This is a genomic window from Kitasatospora sp. NPDC002522, assembly GCF_053595195.1.
This window is the reverse complement of the sequence record NZ_JBSFXE010000001.1, coordinates 257224-275355: the sequence shown is the minus strand read 5'-3', so window position 1 is coordinate 275355 and position 18132 is coordinate 257224. Positions and strand designations below refer to the sequence as shown.

15 protein-coding genes are annotated in these 18132 nt (G+C 71.7%); 8 read left to right on the top strand and 7 right to left on the bottom strand.

Going from position 1 to position 18132, the window contains the following annotated elements; translation table 11 throughout:
* Positions 1-39: 39 nt before the first annotated feature.
* The 5 genes from ACWD4U_RS01260 to ACWD4U_RS01240 form a co-directional block, all read right to left on the bottom strand.
* Positions 40-762 (bottom strand): VWA domain-containing protein, encoded by a 723-nt coding sequence (locus tag ACWD4U_RS01260; RefSeq protein WP_363451100.1) that lies wholly within the window; start codon positions 760-762, stop codon positions 40-42.
* Complete coding sequence (locus ACWD4U_RS01255; RefSeq protein WP_363451098.1) at positions 759-1793, bottom strand: ADP-ribosylglycohydrolase family protein; 1035 nt, start codon at positions 1791-1793, stop codon at positions 759-761. The genes ACWD4U_RS01260 and ACWD4U_RS01255 overlap by 4 nt, the downstream gene beginning before the upstream one ends.
* A 64-nt stretch (positions 1794-1857) precedes the next feature.
* Entirely contained in the window at positions 1858-3150 is a 1293-nt protein-coding gene (locus tag ACWD4U_RS01250; protein WP_363451096.1) for a DUF2786 domain-containing protein, read from the bottom strand.
* Between the two features lie 64 nt (positions 3151-3214).
* Positions 3215-4825, bottom strand: a complete 1611-nt coding sequence (locus ACWD4U_RS01245) for a transporter (RefSeq protein WP_363451094.1) — start codon at positions 4823-4825, stop codon at positions 3215-3217.
* Positions 4822-5601 carry an ABC transporter ATP-binding protein gene (locus tag ACWD4U_RS01240; protein WP_363451092.1) on the bottom strand — a complete coding sequence of 260 codons (780 nt, stop codon included), beginning with the start codon at positions 5599-5601 and terminating at the stop codon, positions 4822-4824. The genes ACWD4U_RS01245 and ACWD4U_RS01240 overlap by 4 nt, the downstream gene beginning before the upstream one ends.
* Before the next feature lie 198 nt (positions 5602-5799).
* Here ACWD4U_RS01240 and ACWD4U_RS01235 point away from each other — a divergent pair, with 198 nt between their 5' ends.
* The 8 genes from ACWD4U_RS01235 to ACWD4U_RS01200 all read left to right on the top strand — a co-directional run bounded on the left by ACWD4U_RS01235 (position 5800) and on the right by ACWD4U_RS01200 (position 16552).
* Entirely contained in the window at positions 5800-6345 is a 546-nt protein-coding gene (locus tag ACWD4U_RS01235; protein ID WP_363451090.1) for a DUF1707 and DUF4190 domain-containing protein, read from the top strand.
* 145 nt (positions 6346-6490) lie between these two features.
* A complete protein-coding gene (locus ACWD4U_RS01230; protein WP_363451088.1) occupies positions 6491-8158 on the top strand; it encodes a hypothetical protein in 1668 nt (555 codons plus the stop codon).
* Positions 8155-9756, top strand: coding sequence for a DUF2142 domain-containing protein (locus ACWD4U_RS01225; protein WP_363451086.1), 1602 nt, complete (start codon positions 8155-8157; stop codon positions 9754-9756). Before ACWD4U_RS01230 ends, ACWD4U_RS01225 begins: the two co-directional genes overlap by 4 nt.
* 295 nt (positions 9757-10051) lie before the next feature.
* Positions 10052-10423 carry a 30S ribosomal protein S12 gene (gene rpsL / locus ACWD4U_RS01220; RefSeq protein ID WP_014144289.1) on the top strand — a complete coding sequence of 124 codons (372 nt, stop codon included), beginning with the start codon at positions 10052-10054 and terminating at the stop codon, positions 10421-10423.
* A gap of 2 nt (positions 10424-10425) precedes the next feature.
* Positions 10426-10896, top strand: coding sequence for a 30S ribosomal protein S7 (rpsG, locus tag ACWD4U_RS01215; protein WP_030457432.1), 471 nt, complete (start codon positions 10426-10428; stop codon positions 10894-10896).
* Between the two features lie 39 nt (positions 10897-10935).
* Complete coding sequence (gene fusA / locus ACWD4U_RS01210) at positions 10936-13041, top strand: elongation factor G (RefSeq protein WP_363451084.1); 2106 nt, start codon at positions 10936-10938, stop codon at positions 13039-13041.
* A 199-nt stretch (positions 13042-13240) separates the two neighbouring features.
* Positions 13241-14434: an elongation factor Tu gene (gene tuf, locus ACWD4U_RS01205; protein ID WP_363451082.1), complete on the top strand. Its 1194-nt coding sequence runs from the start codon at positions 13241-13243 to the stop codon at positions 14432-14434.
* Between the two features lie 114 nt (positions 14435-14548).
* Positions 14549-16552, top strand: coding sequence for a hypothetical protein (locus ACWD4U_RS01200; RefSeq protein ID WP_363451080.1), 2004 nt, complete (start codon positions 14549-14551; stop codon positions 16550-16552).
* A gap of 88 nt (positions 16553-16640) precedes the next feature.
* Here ACWD4U_RS01200 and rfbC read toward each other — a convergent pair whose 3' ends face one another.
* Positions 16641-17240, bottom strand: a complete 600-nt coding sequence (rfbC, locus tag ACWD4U_RS01195; protein WP_363451078.1) for a dTDP-4-dehydrorhamnose 3,5-epimerase — start codon at positions 17238-17240, stop codon at positions 16641-16643.
* Complete coding sequence (rfbA, locus tag ACWD4U_RS01190) at positions 17237-18112, bottom strand: glucose-1-phosphate thymidylyltransferase RfbA (protein ID WP_363451076.1); 876 nt, start codon at positions 18110-18112, stop codon at positions 17237-17239. The genes rfbC and rfbA overlap by 4 nt, the downstream gene beginning before the upstream one ends.
* Positions 18113-18132 lie beyond the last annotated feature (20 nt).

The following is an 18132-nucleotide window of genomic DNA, read 5'->3' as shown; positions in this document are numbered from 1 at the left end:
TGCCCCCGCCCGGCCGCCGGTTCCAGTATCCCGCGCCGGTCAGACAGCGCCCAGGACGCCTGCCGCCGCCGCTGCCCGCAGCCACTGCGGGAACTCCGAGAGCAGCCGGTCGTACAGCACCTCGTCGGGCACCGCGCGCGGGTCGCGGCCGGCCGGGAAGAACCCGGCGTTGTCGACCGGCCGGCGGCGCGGCACGGGCAGTTCGTCCAGCCGGTGCAGGAACGCGAACTCCCGGTCGGCGGGGTCGCCGAACCCTACGAACTGCCAGAACATCGGCAGTTCCGCGGCGAGGCAGAGCATGTCCTGCGCCGCGGTCCGCGAGGTCGGACCGCCGTCGGTCTGGAACACCACCAGCGCGGGCGCGGTGTTCCCGGAGCGCAGGTAGTGCCCGATCACCGCCTTCATCGCCACGTGGTAGCTGGTCAGGCCCATCCTGCCCATCGCCTGGTGGGCCTGGTCGATCCGGCCCCGGTAGTCGTCCACCGAGAGCTCGGCCACCCCGTCCACGCCGGTGGAGAAGAACACCACCGGCACCGTGCCGTCGTCGTCCAGGTGCGCGGAGAGCGCCAGCACCTGCTCGGCGAAGTGCTGCACCGCGCCCGAGCGGTAGAACGAGCGCATCGACCCGGAGCGGTCCAGCACCAGGTACACCGCGGCGCGCGTCCCGGTCAGGCCGGTCTTGTCCAGGCTGACCTTGGCCGACTTGTACAGGACGACCAGGCCGGGTGCGGTGCGCGCCAGCTTCTCCAGGCTCACGCTCACCGCGGCGCCCCCGGGTAGCGGTCGGCGACCTCGGCCGGCCGCCGCTCGGCGAAGACCGCCAGCAGGTCGTCGGCCACCCGCAGCACCGTCGCGCGGCCCTCCACCTCGGTGCACCAGTCGGCGGGCAGCCCGGCGGTGCCGTGGAGCGCGCCGACCAGGTTCCCGCAGACCGCACCGGTCGAGTCGCTGTCGCCGGAGTGGTTCACCGACAGCACCAGCGCCGCCCGGGCGTCCGCTCCGGCCAGCGCCGCGTACACCGCGATCGCCAGGCACTCCTCGGCGATCCAGCCGAGGCCGACCCGCTCCACCGTCTCGGCGGCGGGCGGCTCCTCGGCCGCGAGGCGCACCGCGCGGCGCAGCGCCTGCGCGGTCTCCGCGCCGCCCGGGTGCTGCTCGACCTGCGCGATGGTCTCCTCGACCGCCGCGGGCAGCTCCGCCCCGGCGGCGAGCCGCTCCACCAGCGCCGCGAACGCCCCGGCGGCCAGGTAGCCGGTCGGGTGTCCGTGCGTCAACTGGGCACACTGGGCGGCCAGTTCGAAGGCCTGCTCGGCGCCGAGGCCGATCAGCCCGAACGGCGCCGAGCGCATCACGGTGCCGCAGCCCTTGGACTGCGGGTTCACCCGGCCGTCCTGTCCGAACGGCACCAGGCCCCGGAACTCCGGGCTGCCGCCGATCCCGGACAGGCAGGCGCCGCCCGGCGCGCGCGAGGCGTACAGGAACGGCTGGGCCAGCAGCCAGCCGTCCGGCTGCCGCTCCGGGCCGGGCAGTCGCTGCGTCAGCAGCCAGCGCCGGTACGCCTGGTGGAGGTCGGACGGGCGGCCGCCGCGGATCAGGCCCTCCGCGGTGAACAGCGTCATCTGGGTGTCGTCGGTGACCTCACCGCCGCGGCCGCCCGCCGCCAGGCCGGTCAGGCCCGCCGGGCCGAACCGCGCCCGGATCTGATCCAGCTGCAGGAACTCCACCGGCCAGCCCAGGGCGTCGCCCAGCGCCCCGCCCAGCAGCGACCCGCGCACCCGCTCCGCGTACTCCAACTCCCGCCCCTCACCCTCGAGTCGATATGTCGTCAGCTCGATACGTGGCCCGCTCGAGCCGACGTCAGCGGGCGATCCGGCCCGCCGCGCCGTGCAGCGAGGCCCGGTCGGCGGCGGCCCGGCCCTCGTGCCAGCCCTCGCCGTCGCTCACCCGCACCCGCTGCGACACCAGCTTCGGGAACATCTTCCCCACCGCGTCGTCCACCGCCTCCGCCCGGGCCGCCAGCACCGGCAGCAGCCGCTCGTCCGGCAACGGCCGCTCGTCCGGCGCGAGTTGCACCTCGGCGCCGTCCTCGTCCAGAGGTCGCCCGGCGGCCGCGTCCTCGGTCGCCCGCTCGGTCGCCGCCGCCAGCCGCTCGCGGATCCGCGCAGCGTACGCGACCAGGAACGACTGCCGGAAGGCCTTGGTGCGCGGCGCCCCGTCCTTGTGCTTGCGGCTGCCCGCCCGGTGCATCGCCGCGGTCGCCTGCACCAGCAGCGAGGTGTACAGCAGCTCCACCGCGTCCAGGTCCGCGTCGAACCCGATCACCGTGCAGAAGCCGAACTCCTTCGCCCACACCACCCGGCACCGGTTCGCCGCCGCCACCGCGTCCAGCAGCATCGTCTTCGGGCCCTCGTACGGGTTGTCCACCCCGATCCGCACCGCCCCCGGCTCGTCCGCGGACGGACCGCCGACCGCCAGCAGCGCCTCGTCGATCGAGTGACGGGCCATCAGCTGCTGGGCCTTCGCGGTCAGCGCCTCCGCCTCCTCCGGGAAGCCGGTCGACTCCGCCTTCGCCAGCAGCGCCCGGATCCGGCCCAGCATCCGCGGCTCACCGCCGCGCGGCGCCCGCACCGACGTGGACGCCTGCTGCCCCGGGACCGGCCCCACCGGGGTGATCGGCGGCAGGTGGGCCCAGGTCCGCAGCAGCTCCAGGGCGGCCGTCGCCAGCGCGAACCGGTCCAGCCGGTGCCGCTCGGCGAACCGCTGCAGGAACTCGTCGTCCGACGGCCACCACGGCTCGGCCTCCAACTCCCGCAGCTGGTCCTGCCAGCGGCGGTCCAGCGCGGCCGCCGGATGGCGGCGGCCCTCCGCGGCGATCAGGTCCACCGCCAGCGCCAGGTGCGCCGGGTCCAGCTCCCGCCGGGCCACCCGCACCAGGTCCGCGGGCCGCCAGCCCGCCGTCCAGCACCGGCCGATCGAGCGCTCCGCCAGTCCCAGCAGCGCCCGGCTGACCAGCGGCCAGCGCTCCACCGACGCGGCCAGCACCGACGCCGCGCCGTCCACCACGTACTCCAGCCCGTCCGCGGGCGCCGCCACCACCTGCTGCACCGCGCCCGCCAGCAACTCGTCGACGGACTGCTCGCTGGTGGTCACGGGGTCCTGCTTCCTTCGGGGTGTCGGCCGCTGTCCATGATGCCGGAGGCCGCCCGCAAGGCCGTCAGCGCTCGACCACCCGGGCCAGGATCTCGGGGGAGCGGGTCAGCAGCCGCCCGGCGGCCAGCCGCATGCCCAGCAGCGCCAGCGCCGCGCCGTACAGCACGCCGACCGGGAGCACCGGCCAGGCGGCGCGGTGGTCCAGCAGCAGCCAGCCGAGCAGCGCGCCGACCGGCAGGCAGAGCACGGCGACGCCGATCATCGAGCCGAAGGCGTTCAGCATCACGACGCCGTTCTGGCCCGGCGCGGCGTTGCGCATCGGGTTGCCGTCGGCGGGCAGCGCGAACGGGGCGAGCACGCTGAGCAGGCAGCCCAGGCCCGCGCCGGCGCCGAGCGCCGCCATGGTCAGGCCGAGTGCGGGCGCCAGGTTCGCCCAGTCGCCGGTGACGGCGGCCAGCAGCGGGGCGAGCACCAGCACCAGCGGGACGGCGTAGCCGAGGATCGCGTAGACCCGGCCGGCGAGTTCGTCCCGGGCGTCCTGACGGGTGCTCAGCGCGGCGGCGACCATCCAGAACGCGGAGCCGTCCATGCCGAACAGGTTGGCGGTCTGCAGGCCCAGCATCAGCCCGCCGGCGCAGATCACGTACACCGAGCTCCAGCCCTGCACCACCGAGAGCACGGCGAAGACGCAGGTCATGCCGACGCCGGTGAAGATCGCGGCCTTGGCGCGCGGCTCCCGCCAGGCGTACCGCAGGTGCCGCTGCAGCACCGCGCCGACCCGGCCCTGCGGGAGCAGCCGCCAGGCCCGGGTGGAGCGTGCCGAGGAGGTGTCCACCAGCGTGGAGGCGTCGCCGCTGACCATCAGGTTTTGCAGGCTGCGCAGCCACCAGCGCAGCAGCAGCGCCAGCAGGCCGCCGGTGAGCGCCAGCTGCAGCGCCGCGAACGCGTAGTCGCCGTCCCCGGCGGAGCGCACCGCGTCCAGGCCGGAGACCGGCGGGATCCAGCGCAGCACGGCGGCGTACGGGTGCAGCGGCGAGAGGTCGAGGCCGCGGCCCGGGTCCTTGACGGCGCTCTGGAAGCCCAGGTTGCCGATCTGCACCAGCACCGCGAAGGCCAGCCCGCCGAAGATCGCGAAGTCCTTGCCGCGGCGCGAGGAGAGCAGCCGGGCGTTGCCGGCCGCCACCGAACGGGACAGCGCCAGCAGCGTGACCAGGGTGAGCGGCACCGCGACCACCGCCACCACGGCGGACGCCGGGCCCGCGCCGGCCGCGACCGCGGCGCCCGCGAGCAGCAGCAGGCCGATCGCCGGGCCCGGGCCGATCAGGCTGCCCAGCAGGGTGCCGCGCAGCAGCGCGGGCGGGCGCAGCGGCAGCATGGTGAGCCGGGTCGGGTCGGCGCTCTCGTCGCCCGCGAACAGGAACAGCGGCAGCGAGGCCCAGCAGAGGGTGAGCGCGGCGGTGAGCACCGCGGCGGCGTCGGCGGCGCCCGGGTGCCCGTGCAGCACCGCGAAGCCGGTGGCCACGCCGGCGGCCAGCAGCACCCCGAACACGGTGCCCAGCACGTACCCGACGGCCCGCCCGGGGCTGCGCCGCAGCCCGTTGCGCAGCAGCCGCACCTTCAGCGCGACCAGGGCCCGGACGACGGTCCGGTCGTCGGCGGTGACGGTGGAGCTCACCGGTTGCCCCCGCCCAGCCAGTCCAGCGCCTGCCCGTCGTCCTCGCGCACCCCGACCAGGCCGAGGAAGGCCTGGTGCAGCGAGGTGGCGCCGCGGACCTCGTCCAGCGGACCGGCGGCCACCACCTGCCCGGCGTTGATCACCGCCACCCAGTCGCACAGCGACTCGACCAGCTCCATCACGTGGCTGGAGAAGACCACGGTGGAGCCGGAGGCGGCGTAGCGGCTCAGCACGCCGCGGATGGTCTGCGCGGAGACCGGGTCGACGCCCTCGAAGGGCTCGTCGAGGAACAGCACGTCCGGGTTGTGCAGCAGCGCGGCGGCCAGGCCGATCTTCTTGCGCATGCCGGTGGAGTAGTCGGCGACCAGCTTGTCCGCGGCGCCGGTCAGGTCGAGCACGGCCAGCAGCTCCTCGGCGCGCCGGTCGGTCTCCGGGCCGGGCAGGCCGCGCAGCCGGCCGTTGTACTGCAGCAGCTCCCGGCCGCTGAGCCGCTCGAACATCCGCAGGCCCTCCGGCAGGATGCCGATCCGGGCCTTCACCGCGACCGGGTCCTGCCAGACGTCGGCGCCGTGCACCAGCACCGTCCCGTGGTCCGGCCGCAGCAGGCCGGTGACCATCGACAGCGTGGTGGTCTTGCCCGCGCCGTTCGGCCCGACCAGGCCGATGAACGACCCGGCCGGCAGGTCGAGGCTGAGTCCGGCGACCGCGGTCTGCGCGCCGAAGCGCTTCCACAGGTCGCGGATCGAGACGGCGGGCGGCGAGGTGGGCGCCTGCATGGCGGGGGATCTCCTTCTCGGACCGGGGCGGGGCGGATCAGTACGACCCTATGATCGCCGCCCCTCCTCTCCCATCCCCCGTTCGGCGGTACCCGTACCCCGCCGACCTGCCCGGCCGCGTCGGCAACTACCCGGGCCCGCCGTTCGTCCTGCATCCTGGGAGCACCCGCAGCGCGGGGAATCGGGAGGGAGGCCGTGATGGCCGGACAGTGGGGACCTCCGGCGCCGTACGGGCAGCAGCCCTGGCAGCCGGCGCCGACGCAGCAGTCCGCCATGCGGGCCGCGCACACCGACCGTGAGCGGACCGTCGACGTGCTGAAGGCCGCCTACGCGGAGGGCCGGCTCAGCGCCGCCGAGTACGAGCACCGGATGGGCGCCGCCCACCAGGCCGCCACCTACGGGCAGCTCGCCGCGCTGGTCGCCGACCTGCCGGCCGGCCCGATGGTCGCCCCGTTCGGCGCCGCCGTCCCGCTCGTGCCGCCGACCTTCCTGCCCAGCCCGCCGCGCCCGCGCAACGGCATGGCGCTGGCCGCCGCGGTCCTCGGCGGCCTGTGCATCCCCACCATGGGCACCACCGCGCTGCCCGCCGTGATCACCGGCCACATCGCCCGCGCCCAGATCCGCAGCACGCGCGAGGACGGCGACAACCTGGCGGTCCTCGGCCTGGTCCTCGGCTGGGTCTCGATCGCCGGCTGGGCGCTGCTGCTCGGCCTCACGGTGCTGGTCGGCGTCACCGGCGGGTGACCCGCCGGCGCCCGCCGGCACCCACGCTGAACTGGCCTTCCGCTCAGGGCTGTGCTAGCCGCAGCCGGTCTGGACCTGCCCAGTAGGATGCGTGGTCGCTGCCCCTGTGCGGCGCCGGACGACGACCAGCAAGAGGAAACCACCTGTGACTGTCAGTACCGAGGGGTCGGCGGGCGTGCTGCCCGGCCCCGAGAGCCGCGCCGCCGCGCGCGGGCGCGGACGGGCCGGGTGGGCCCGGCTGGCGGGGTCCGCGCCCGCCCTGCTGGCCATGGAGGCGGCGGTGGCGTTCCTCGCCGCGCTGATCCTCCCGTTCATGGCCCGGAGCTTCCAGCTCGACCCGCTGGACCGGATCGCCCAGGTCAGCGGCCTGGCCGCGATCCAGCTGCGGTTCGCGCTGCTCGGCCTGGTCTGCCTCGCCGCCGTGGTGATCGCCATGCGGCTGCGCCGTGGCCGGCACTTCGACCTGGTGGTGCGGTTCGCCAGCGCCGCCATAGCGGGCCTGGCCAGCGGCTTCGTCGCGGCCGGCGCCGTGATGGCGCTGCTCGGCACGCCGTGGCCGATGTTCGGCCTGAACGGCGACAGCGGCCGGATCGTCGAATGGGCGCAGGCCGTCGCGCACGGCCAGCCGTCCGGCTCCGCGGTCTACCCGCCCGGCCCGCTGTACACCCTCGGCTACTACGCGCAGTGGTTCCACGACGGCAACACCGCGTACGCCTTCAAGGACCTGCAGATCCTCGGCGCCGCCGCGTTCGGCCCGCTGACCTACCTCGCCTGGCGGATGCTGCTCAGCCCGCTGCGCGCCCTGGCCTTCGGCGTCGCCCCGGCGTTCACCCTGATCGACGCCTACAAGCCGTACAGCCAGACCGTGCTGGCGGTGCTGATCCCCACGCTGATCGCCCTGGTGGTGGCGCTGCGGCGGAGCGGGAACCAGCGCTGGCCCAAGCTGCTGGCGATCGGCGCCGGCTTCGGCGTGCTGCTCGCCCTGCTCTTCCTCACCTACTCCGGCTGGTTCCTGTGGAGCGCCGCCGGCGTGCTGGTCGCCGCGCTGCTGTACTTCCCCTGGCGCACCGCCCCGGGCAAGGGCGCCGCCTTCCTGGGCTCCACCGTGCTGGCCTTCCTGCTGCTGGCCGGCAGCTACCTGTCGGTGATGCTCACCGAGGGCCAGAGCACCAAGGACTCGAACTTCCGGTTCGACAACTTCACCGACCCCGCCTACTACCTGATGTGGCGCACCGACATGCCCGGCAAGGTCACCGACTGGCCGCCGCCCGGCGAGTACGGCGGCCTCGGCCTGTTCGCGGTGGTCACCTTCGTCTGCCTGGGCGTGGCCCTCTGGCTCGGCATCCGCCGCCCGCTGGTGGTCACCGTGGTGGCGATGTTCGTCAGCGCCTGGCTGATGCGGATGTACATCGCCTCGCACATGTACGAGACGCACACCGTCCAGCTGTACACCCGCACCGACAACCAACTGCTGTACTGCGGCATGATCCTCTGCGCGCTGGTCGCGCACGTGGTCACGCTGCGACTCGCCGAGCGGCAGCGCGCCACGGGGGACAACGGGCCCGCCGCACTGCTCGGCACCATCGGCCGGCCCGCCGCCGTGATAGGCGCGCTGTGCGGCCTGCTGCTCCTCCTGGGTACGGTCTCCTCCTCCATGTCGGACCGCTACCTGCCCGCCAACGACGGCACCTACCGGGTGCTGCCGTGGGTCTCGCACACCGTGCGCAAACTCGACGGCACCTGCCCGAAGTTCGCACCGAATCACCAGTGTTCCAAGGACGGGGACCAGACGTGGCTGACGTACATCCGATGAGCGCGCAGAGCCGGACGACGGCCCGCCTGAGCCGCCTCGCCGACCGGATGACCCGTTCCCCGCGCCGCCTGTGGCTGGTCTCCTTCGCGCTCTTCATGGCGCTGGCCGGCGCCTGGTCGGCCGCCACCCCGCTGGGCGCCTCCCCGGACGAGCACGCGCACTTCATCCGCGCCGCCGCGGTCGCCCGCGGCCAGTTCGGCGGCACCGAGGTGATGGTCAAGCACACCGTGGCCGGCGTCGACGGCTACTTCGCCGAGACCGGCGTCCAGCTGCCCGCGTGGTACCGCGACCTGTCCTCGGACTACCAGTGCTACGCCTGGGAGCCCCGCAACACCGCGAACTGCATGCCGAAGATCGGCTCCGGCGGCCCGACCGTGCAGGCCACCACCGCGGCCGGCCGCTACCACCCCGCCTACTACCTCTTCACCGGCCTGCCCACGCTGGTCACCAGCGGCCCGGCCGCGCTGTACCTGATGCGCCTGCTGTCCGCCGGGCTGTGCGCCGCGCTGCTGGCCAGCGCCATGGTCGGGGTCAACGAGTGGCGGCGCAGGGCGCCCGCGATGCTCGGCCTGCTGGTCGCGGCCACCCCGATGGCGCTGTTCATGGCCGGCATGGTCAACCCCAGCGGCGGCGAGATCGCGGCCGGCATCCTGGTGTGGACCGCGGCGCTGTCCATCCTGATGTCGCCCGACCCGCTGCTGCTCAACCGCCGACTGGCCAGACTCGGCCTGGGCGGCGTGGTGCTGATCAACATCCGCCCGCTGGGTCTGTTCTGGTTCGCCGGCGCGATCGCCTTCGCACTCCTGCTCCAGCAGCGCGGCGCGGTCCGCCAGGTGCTGCGCCGCAAGGCGCTGTGGCTCTGGGCGGCCCTGCTCGGCGCCTCCGCGGTCGGCGCGCTGGCCTGGGCCGCCGCGCACCCCGACAACTCGGTGATCGACATCCCGTACTGGTACAACCCCTGGTACGCCGCCAAGACGACCTTCGCGTACGGCATGGAACACATCGAGCAGATGATCGGCTTCTTCGGCTGGCTGGACACCAAGGCCCCGCCGATCACCTGGGTGGTGTGGATCGGCGCGACCGGCCTGCTGGCCATGCTGACGGTCACCCTGGGCAACCGCCGGCAGATCTTCGCGGTGATCGCGATGACCCTCGCCACGCTCTTCGTCCCGGCCGCCGCGCAGGCCGCCCAGTACCAGCTCGGCCCGGTCTGGCAGGGCCGCTACCTGCTGCCCTTCGCGGTCGGCCTGCCGCTGCTGTGCGGCTTCGTGCTGTCCGCCAAGGACGAGGAACGGCCGATGCTGCCCTGGCGCCGGCTGACCGGCATCACCGCGGTCTCGATGGCCGGGGTCAACGCACTGGCGTTCTACTGGACGCTGCGCCGCTACGCCCTGGGCACCGACGGCTCCTGGCTGATCCACCACGCCCGCTGGCTGCCGCCGCTGGGCTGGCTGCCGTGGCTGGCGATCTACACCGCGGCCGCGCTGTTGGTGCTGGTCCCGGCGTTCGCGACCAACCGCGCCCCGGGCGAGCGCCCGGAGCGGTTCTCGGGCTTCGGCACCGGTCGCCGGAGCTCGCGACTGGCCTCGGTGGACTGAGCCGAACGCCGCACACCCCGGGCGCGCCCCATTTGTTTTGACCGCCGCCCATGCGCTAGGTAGGCTCTGACCTTGTGCCTGGGGTGTGCCCGGGTCCTTGTGCGTGCCAGCAGACCGGCCGCCGCGGCGGAGTTTCCTCCCGTCCGGCCTGTGCCGTCGCCGCAGCTCAGCTCATGGGATTCCGTGATTCTTCCCCCGAAGAGGCCCAACACGCCCGACCGCGTGGGTCGGTGGTGGTGGGAGAACACCGCAGGTTAGTTTTACCAAGCCTTGGCACACAGAAAACGGAGAAACGGTGCCTACGATCCAGCAGCTGGTCCGAAAGGGCCGGCAGGACAAGGTCGAGAAGAACAAGACGCCCGCACTGAAGGGTTCGCCCCAGCGTCGCGGCGTCTGCACGCGTGTGTACACGACCACCCCGAAGAAGCCGAACTCGGCTCTCCGTAAGGTCGCCCGTGTGCGCCTCACCAGCGGGATCGAGGTCACCGCTTACATTCCGGGCGAGGGCCACAACCTGCAGGAGCACTCCATCGTGCTGGTTCGCGGTGGTCGTGTGAAGGACCTTCCTGGTGTCCGCTACAAGATCATCCGCGGTTCGCTCGACACCCAGGGTGTCAAGAACCGCAAGCAGGCTCGCAGCCGCTACGGCGCCAAGAAGGAGAAGTAAGAATGCCTCGTAAGGGCCCCGCCCCGAAGCGCCCGGTCATCATCGACCCGGTCTACGGCTCCCCGCTGGTGACCTCGCTGGTCAACAAGATCCTGCTGCACGGCAAGCGCTCCACCGCCGAGCGGATCGTCTACGGCGCCCTCGAGGGCGTCCGTGAGAAGACCGGTGCCGACCCGGTCGTCGCGCTCAAGCGCGCGCTGGAGAACGTCAAGCCGACCCTCGAGGTCAAGTCCCGCCGCGTCGGTGGCGCCACCTACCAGGTGCCGGTCGAGGTCCGTCCGGGCCGCGCCAACACCCTGGCGCTGCGCTGGCTGGTCGGTTACTCCCGCGCCCGTCGCGAGAAGACCATGACCGAGCGTCTGCTCAACGAGATCCTCGACGCCAGCAACGGCCTGGGCGCTTCCGTGAAGCGTCGCGAGGACACCCACAAGATGGCCGAGTCCAACAAGGCCTTCGCGCACTACCGCTGGTAGTCCGAACCCCGTCACTAGACAGAGAGAGAACGAGCCACCATGGCTGCAACCTCCCTTGACCTCGCCAAGGTCCGCAACATCGGGATCATGGCGCACATCGACGCGGGCAAGACCACCACCACCGAGCGGATCCTGTTCTACACCGGTGTCTCGTACAAGATCGGTGAGGTCCACGATGGCGCTGCCACCATGGACTGGATGGAGCAGGAGCAGGAGCGCGGCATCACCATCACGTCGGCCGCGACGACCTGTCACTGGACCCTCGACGACTCCGACCACACCATCAACATCATCGACACCCCGGGCCACGTCGACTTCACCGTCGAGGTGGAGCGTTCGCTGCGCGTGCTCGACGGTGGCGTGACGGTGTTCGACGGCGTCGCCGGTGTGGAGCCCCAGTCCGAGACCGTGTGGCGGCAGGCTGACCGCTACGGCGTCCCGCGCATCTGCTTCATCAACAAGCTGGACCGCACGGGCGCCGACTTCTACTTCTGCGTGCAGACCATCGTGGACCGCCTCGGCGCCACCCCGCTGGTCATGCAGCTGCCGATCGGCGCCGAGGGCGACTTCGCCGGTGTCGTCGACCTGGTGAAGATGAAGGCCCTGGTCTGGTCCGCCGACGCGCCCAAGGGCGAGATGTACGACACCGTCGACATCCCGGCCGACCTCGCCGAGAAGGCCGCGGAGTACCGCGAGGCCCTGCTCGACACCGTGTCGAACGTCAGCGACGAGGTGATGGAGCTCGCCCTCGAGGGCGAGGACATCCCCGAGGAGCTGCTGGTCGCCGCGATCCGCAAGGGCACGCTGAACTCGGACTTCACCCCGATCTTCTGCGGCTCGGCGTTCAAGAACAAGGGCGTCCAGCCCCTGCTCGACGCGGTTGTGAAGTACCTGCCGTCGCCGCTCGACATCGAGGGCATCGAGGGCACCAAGCCGAACAACCCCGACGAGAAGATCGTCCGTCAGGCCTCGGACGACGAGCCGCTCGCCGCGCTCGCGTTCAAGATCATGTCTGACCCGCACCTGGGCAAGCTCACCTTCGTCCGCGTGTACTCCGGCCGCCTGGAGTCCGGCACCTCGGTGCTGAACTCCGTCAAGGGCAAGAAGGAGCGCATCGGCAAGATCTACCGCATGCACGCGAACAAGCGTGAGGAGATCGACTCGGTGGGCGCCGGCGACATCATCGCCGTCATGGGCCTCAAGCAGACCACCACCGGTGAGACGCTGTCCGACGAGAAGCAGCCGGTCATCCTGGAGTCCATGGACTTCCCGGCCCCGGTCATCCGCGTCGCGATCGAGCCCAAGTCGAAGGGCGACCAGGAGAAGCTGGGCGTCGCGATCCAGCGTCTGGCCGAGGAGGACCCGTCCTTCCAGGTCAACACCGACGAGGAGACCGGCCAGACCATCATCGCGGGTATGGGCGAGCTGCACCTCGAGGTGCTGGTCGACCGTATGCGCCGTGAGTTCAAGGTCGAGGCCAACGTCGGCAAGCCGCAGGTCGCGTACCGCGAGACGATCCGCAAGGCCGTCGAGCGCATCGACTACACGCACAAGAAGCAGACCGGTGGTTCCGGCCAGTTCGCGAAGATCCAGATCGCGATCGAGCCGCTGGAGTCCGGCGAGGGCTACGAGTTCGTCAACAAGGTCACCGGTGGCCGCGTGCCGAAGGAGTACATCCCCTCGGTCGACGCCGGTTGCCAGGAGGCCATGGAGTTCGGCGTGCTCGCCGGCTACCCGCTCCAGGGCGTCCGCGTGAGCCTGCTCGACGGTGCGTCGCACGACGTCGACTCGTCCGAGCTCGCGTTCAAGATCGCCGGTTCCATGGCGTTCAAGGAAGGTGCCAAGAAGGCGTCGCCGGCTCTGCTCGAGCCGATGATGGCCGTCGAGGTCACCACCCCCGAGGACTACATGGGCGACGTGATCGGCGACATCAACTCCCGCCGTGGCCAGATCCGGGCCATGGAGGAGCGTCACGGTGCTCGCGTCGTCAAGGCGCTTGTGCCGCTCTCCGAGATGTTCGGCTACGTCGGTGACCTGCGCAGCAAGACCTCTGGTCGCGCAAGCTACTCGATGCAGTTCGACTCGTACGCCGAGGTTCCGCGGAACGTGGCGGACGACATCATCGCCAAGGCCAAGGGCGAGTGACCTCCCGGTAATCGGGACGAATCGCAACCTTTAGGCTTGAAGGAGGGCACCCGGGCGCAATCCGTCCGGGTTCCGCCCGGGAGCCCTCCGGCACCCCACCCCGCGGGACGGCATGGGGCGCGACCAGCGCCCCGTTCCCAACCCGATCCAGACCAACTGACGTCGTACGGCGTACAGAACTGTCCCCAGGAGGACTGCAGTGGCGAAGGCGAAGTTCGAGCGGACGAAGCCCCACGTCAACATCGGCACCATCGGTCACATCGACCACGGCAAGACCACGCTGACCGCGGCCATCACCAAGGTGCTGCACGACGCGTACCCGGAGATCAACCCCTTCACGCCGTTCGACCAGATCGACAAGGCGCCGGAGGAGCGGCAGCGCGGTATCACCATCTCGATCGCGCACGTCGAGTACCAGACCGAGGCGCGTCACTACGCCCACGTCGACTGCCCGGGTCACGCCGACTACATCAAGAACATGATCACCGGTGCGGCCCAGATGGACGGCGCGATCCTCGTCGTCGCCGCCACCGACGGCCCGATGCCGCAGACCAAGGAGCACGTGCTCCTGGCCCGCCAGGTCGGCGTCCCCTACATCGTCGTCGCCCTGAACAAGGCCGACATGGTGGACGACGAGGAGATCCTGGAGCTCGTCGAGCTCGAGGTCCGTGAGCTCCTCTCCGAGTACGAGTTCCCGGGCGACGACCTGCCGGTCGTCCGCGTCTCCGCGCTGAAGGCGCTGGAGGGCGACAAGGAGTGGGGCGAGAAGCTCCTCGGCCTGATGGCCGCGGTCGACGAGGCCATCCCGACCCCGGCTCGCCTCACCGACCAGCCGTTCCTGATGCCGATCGAGGACGTCTTCACGATCACCGGTCGTGGCACCGTCGTCACCGGTCGTATCGAGCGTGGCATCCTCAAGGTCAACGAGACCGTCGACATCATCGGCATCAAGACCACCAAGACCACCACCACGGTCACCGGTATCGAGATGTTCCGCAAGCTGCTCGACGAGGGCCAGGCCGGTGAGAACGTCGGTCTGCTGCTCCGCGGCATCAAGCGCGAGGACGTCGAGCGCGGCCAGGTCATCATCAAGCCGGGTTCGGTCACGCCGCACACCGACTTCGAGGCCCAGGCCTACATCCTGTCGAAGGACGAGGGTGGCCGCCACACCCCGTTCTTCAACAACTACCGCCCGCAGTTCTACTTCCGTACCACTGACGTGACCGGCGTCGTGACCCTCCCCGAGGGCACCGAGATGGTCATGCCGGGCGACAACACCGCCATGACGGTCGCGCTGATCCAGCCGGTCGCCATGGAGGAGGGCCTGAAGTTCGCCATCCGTGAGGGTGGCCGCACCGTCGGCGCCGGCCAGGTCACCAAGATCGTGAAGTAATTTCACATCTTCTGACCATCGGTCATTCGGAGGGCCCGGCCCCGTCCCGCAAGGGAGGGGGCCGGGCCCTCCGGCGTTACCCGGTATGCTCCTGCGGTGCCTGCGTCTGCTGTTGTGGAAAATGTAAAGGCCCGGCGCCGCCTACCCGGGCGGAAGACCGCCGCCGGCCGCGACCTCTCCCCGGTCGCCCTGGCCGCCGGGCTCGCCGGGGCCTGGCTGGTCCCGTTGCTCACCCACCTGGCAGGCGTCGACCTGCTGCTGCTGCCGCTCCTGGTGCTGGCGGTGGCGAGCGTGCTGCGGATCGGCGGCGGGCTGGTCGACCGGCTGGTTGCGGCCGGACTGGTGACGGCCGGATCGGTGATGGTCTTCGGCCTGCTGTTCTCGGTCTGGCCCTGGGGCCTCGCCCCGGTGCCCACCGTCGGCACCATGCTGACCGCGGTCGTGCTCACCGCCTGGCTGGCCGACCGCCGCCCCGAACTGCCCTGGCGGCGGCTGCGCGGAACCGACCTGGTGATCGCCGGCGTCGGCGCGGTCGTCCTGTACTACCTGCACGGCACCATCCGCGGCCGCTCGGCCGCCGACCGGCTGCCGTACTTCCTGGTCTCCGAGGACCGGATGGGGCACTTCTCGTACTTCGAGGGCATCCGCGAACTCGGCGGCTACGCCTTCCTGCACCAGGACGCCGCCCGGACGTACATGATGACGCCCGCCGAGGGCGTCTACCCGCAGGGCTCGCACTTCCTGCTCGCCTGGATCGACGCGCTGGTCCGCGGCGGCAACGACGCCGGGCCGGTGCTCGGCGAGATGAACCGGTACTTCCTGTACGTGCTGGCCGCCAACGCCCTGCTGTGCGCGGTCGTGGTGTGGGCAGCCCGCTGGGTCGGCGGACCACGCCTGCGCGGCTGGCGGGCGGCCGCGGTGGTCGCCGTGGTCGGCGCGCTGATGCTCTCCGGACTGACCGTCAAACTCTCGCTGCGCGGCTTCGATTCGGAGCTGATCGGCCTGCTCTTCCTGGCCGCCGCGATGGCGCTGCTGATGCGGCCCGCGATGGGCGCCGCCGAGTTCGCCGCCGTCTCGGTCGCCGCGCTGGTCACCGTCACCTACACGTACAACCTGTACGGCGCCTTCGTCGGCCTCGCCCTGGTGGTGGTCTGCTGGGTCTACCGGCGCCGCTTCGCCGGCCGCCGGCGGGCGCTGCTCGCGGTGCTGCTCGGCGGGCTCGCGGTCGCCGCGATCCCCAGCGTGGTCTCGGTGCTCGGCGAACTCGACGTCGCCAAGACCTCCAACCTGCCCGGCCCGATGGCCTCCGCGGACCGCCCGCTGCTGGTCGGCGGCGCCTTCCTGGTGCTGCTCGCCCTGCTGGTCCCCGGCAACCGCCGCACCGGCGTGGCCCGCACCCTGCTGCTGACCCTGCTCGGCAGCGGAAGCGTCCTGCTGGTCTTCGGCCTCTGGCAGAAGGCCACCATCGGCTACTACTCGTACTACTTCGAGAAGCTCGCCATGGCGGTCCTGATCACCGCCGTGATCGCCTTCGGCACCACCGGCTGGCTGCTCCAGCCCCTGGTCCGCCGCCGCCGCGACCACCTGCTGCTCTCGGTCCTGGCCACCGGCGCCGCCTTCAGCCTGATCGCCGGCATCCAGTGGGGCTTCCCCTCCGCCGAGGGCATCCCGGAGAAGAAGAACAGCCCCACCGCCTTCGAGACCGGCGACCTGGTCGCCTTCGCGAAGGGCTCGAGCAAGGTCGACGACTCGCAGACCAGCCAGGTGCTCGCCCGGCGCGACATGAAGCGGATCGACCAGAGCCGCCCGGTGATCGCGCTGTACAGCACCTACTCGTTCCAGAACCTGCGGCAGACCTTCCTGGCCCAGCTGCTGTCGAAGCAGGCCGGGGACATGGTCCCGCTGTACGAGATCTACAACGTCAAGATGGGCGGCAGCCCGGCGCCCGGCGAGATCGACTACCAGAAGTCGCTCACCAGCCTGCGCAAGGCGATCTCCGGCCTCTCCGAGCCGCCCACCGTACTGGTCGGCGACTGGACCCTGACGAACCGCCTCAAGCACGACCTGGGCCCGTCCGGCGTGACCGTCCTGTACGCGCCGGTCGACGGCACGCCCTGACCGGTCCGCACCGGGAGTGAGACGGCCGGGCGGCCCCCCTCGCGGGGAGGCCGCCCGGCCGCTGTCGTCCCGTCAGTCCGACGGGCCGTCAGGCCTGGTTCAGGGTGCGGTAGAAGTCCTGGCAGGCCTGGTAGTCCGGGAGCAGGCCGGACTCGCGGGCCTCGGCGAAGGACGGGGCGGCGGCGTCGCGGGCGGAGAGCTGCGGGTCGTCGGCCGGCCACTCGATGCCCAGGTCGGGGTCGAGCGGGTGGACGGAGTGCTCGGCGGTCGGGTTGAAGGTCTCCGAGCACAGGTACGACAGGGTGGCGTCGTCGGTCAGCGCGCAGAAGCCGTGGCCCATGCCCTCGGGGATGTACACCCCGCGGCGGTCGGTGTCGTCCAGCCGGACGCCCTCCCAGCGGCCGAAGGTGGGGGAGCCCACCCGCAGGTCGACGATCACGTCGAGCACCGCGCCGCGCACGCAGGTGACGTACTTCGCCTGGCTCGGCGGCACGTCGGCGAAGTGGATGCCGCGCACCACGCCGCGGGCGGAGACCGACAGGTTGGCCTGCGCCAGCTTCAGCGGGTGGCCGACCACCTCGGCGAGCCGGTCGAAGCGGTACCACTCGGTGAACAGGCCGCGCGGGTCGCCGTGCAGCTGCGGGGTGACCTCGAAGACACCCTCGATGGAGAGCTCGCGGAACTTCACTTCGCGTCCTCCTCTTCCAGCAGGCGCACCAGGTACTGGCCGTAGCCGCTCTTCAGCAGCGGCTCGGCGAGCGCGCGCAGCTGCTCGCCGTCGATCAGCCCGGCGCGCCAGCACGCCTCCTCGATGCAGCCGATCTTGAAGCCCTGGCGCTCCTCGATGACCCGGACGAACTCCGAGGCCTGCACCATCGACACGTGGGTGCCGGTGTCGAGCCACGCGGTGCCGCGGTCCAGGATCGTCACCTGAAGTTCACCCGCGTTCAGGTAGGCCTCGTTCACCGCGGTGATCTCCAGCTCGCCGCGGGCGCTGGGCTTCAGGCCGCGGGCGATCTCCACCACCTGGTTGTCGTAGAAGTACAGGCCGGGCACCGCGTAGCGGGACTTCGGCTTCTCGGGCTTCTCCTCGATGGAGATGGCCCGGCCGGCCTCGTCGAACTCGACCACGCCGTACGCGGTCGGGTCGGCCACCGGGTAGGCGAAGACCCGGCCGCCCTGGGCGCCGGTGTGCTCGGCGAGCCGGGTGCCCAGGCCGCTGCCGTGGAAGATGTTGTCGCCGAGGATCAGCGCCACGGACTCGTCGCCGATGAAGTCCGCGCCCAGCAGGAAGGCCTGGGCGATGCCCTCGGGGCGCTCCTGGACGGCGTACTCCAGCCGCAGGCCGAACTGCGAGCCGTCGCCGAGCAGCCGCTCGAACTGGGCCCGGTCCTCGGGCGTCGTGATGATGAGGATCTCGCTGATACCGGCCATCACCAGAGTGGACAGCGGGTAGTAGATCATCGGCTTGTCGAAGACGGGGAGCAGCTGCTTCGAGACTGCCCGGGTCAGCGGCCACAACCGGGATCCGGTACCGCCGGCCAAAAGGATTCCACGCATGGCAGCACCCTATTCGACGC

Coding starts and splice junctions, on each gene's coding strand:
- ACWD4U_RS01240 (WP_363451092.1), bottom strand. CDS start 5,601: ATGCAGGCGCCCACCTCGCCGCCCGCCGTCTCGATCCGCGACCTGTGG.
- ACWD4U_RS01235 (WP_363451090.1), top strand. CDS start 5,800: ATGGCCGGACAGTGGGGACCTCCGGCGCCGTACGGGCAGCAGCCCTGG.
- ACWD4U_RS01225 (WP_363451086.1), top strand. CDS start 8,155: ATGAGCGCGCAGAGCCGGACGACGGCCCGCCTGAGCCGCCTCGCCGAC.
- rpsG (WP_030457432.1), top strand. CDS start 10,426: ATGCCTCGTAAGGGCCCCGCCCCGAAGCGCCCGGTCATCATCGACCCG.
- fusA (WP_363451084.1), top strand. CDS start 10,936: ATGGCTGCAACCTCCCTTGACCTCGCCAAGGTCCGCAACATCGGGATC.
- rfbA (WP_363451076.1), bottom strand. CDS start 18,112: ATGCGTGGAATCCTTTTGGCCGGCGGTACCGGATCCCGGTTGTGGCCG.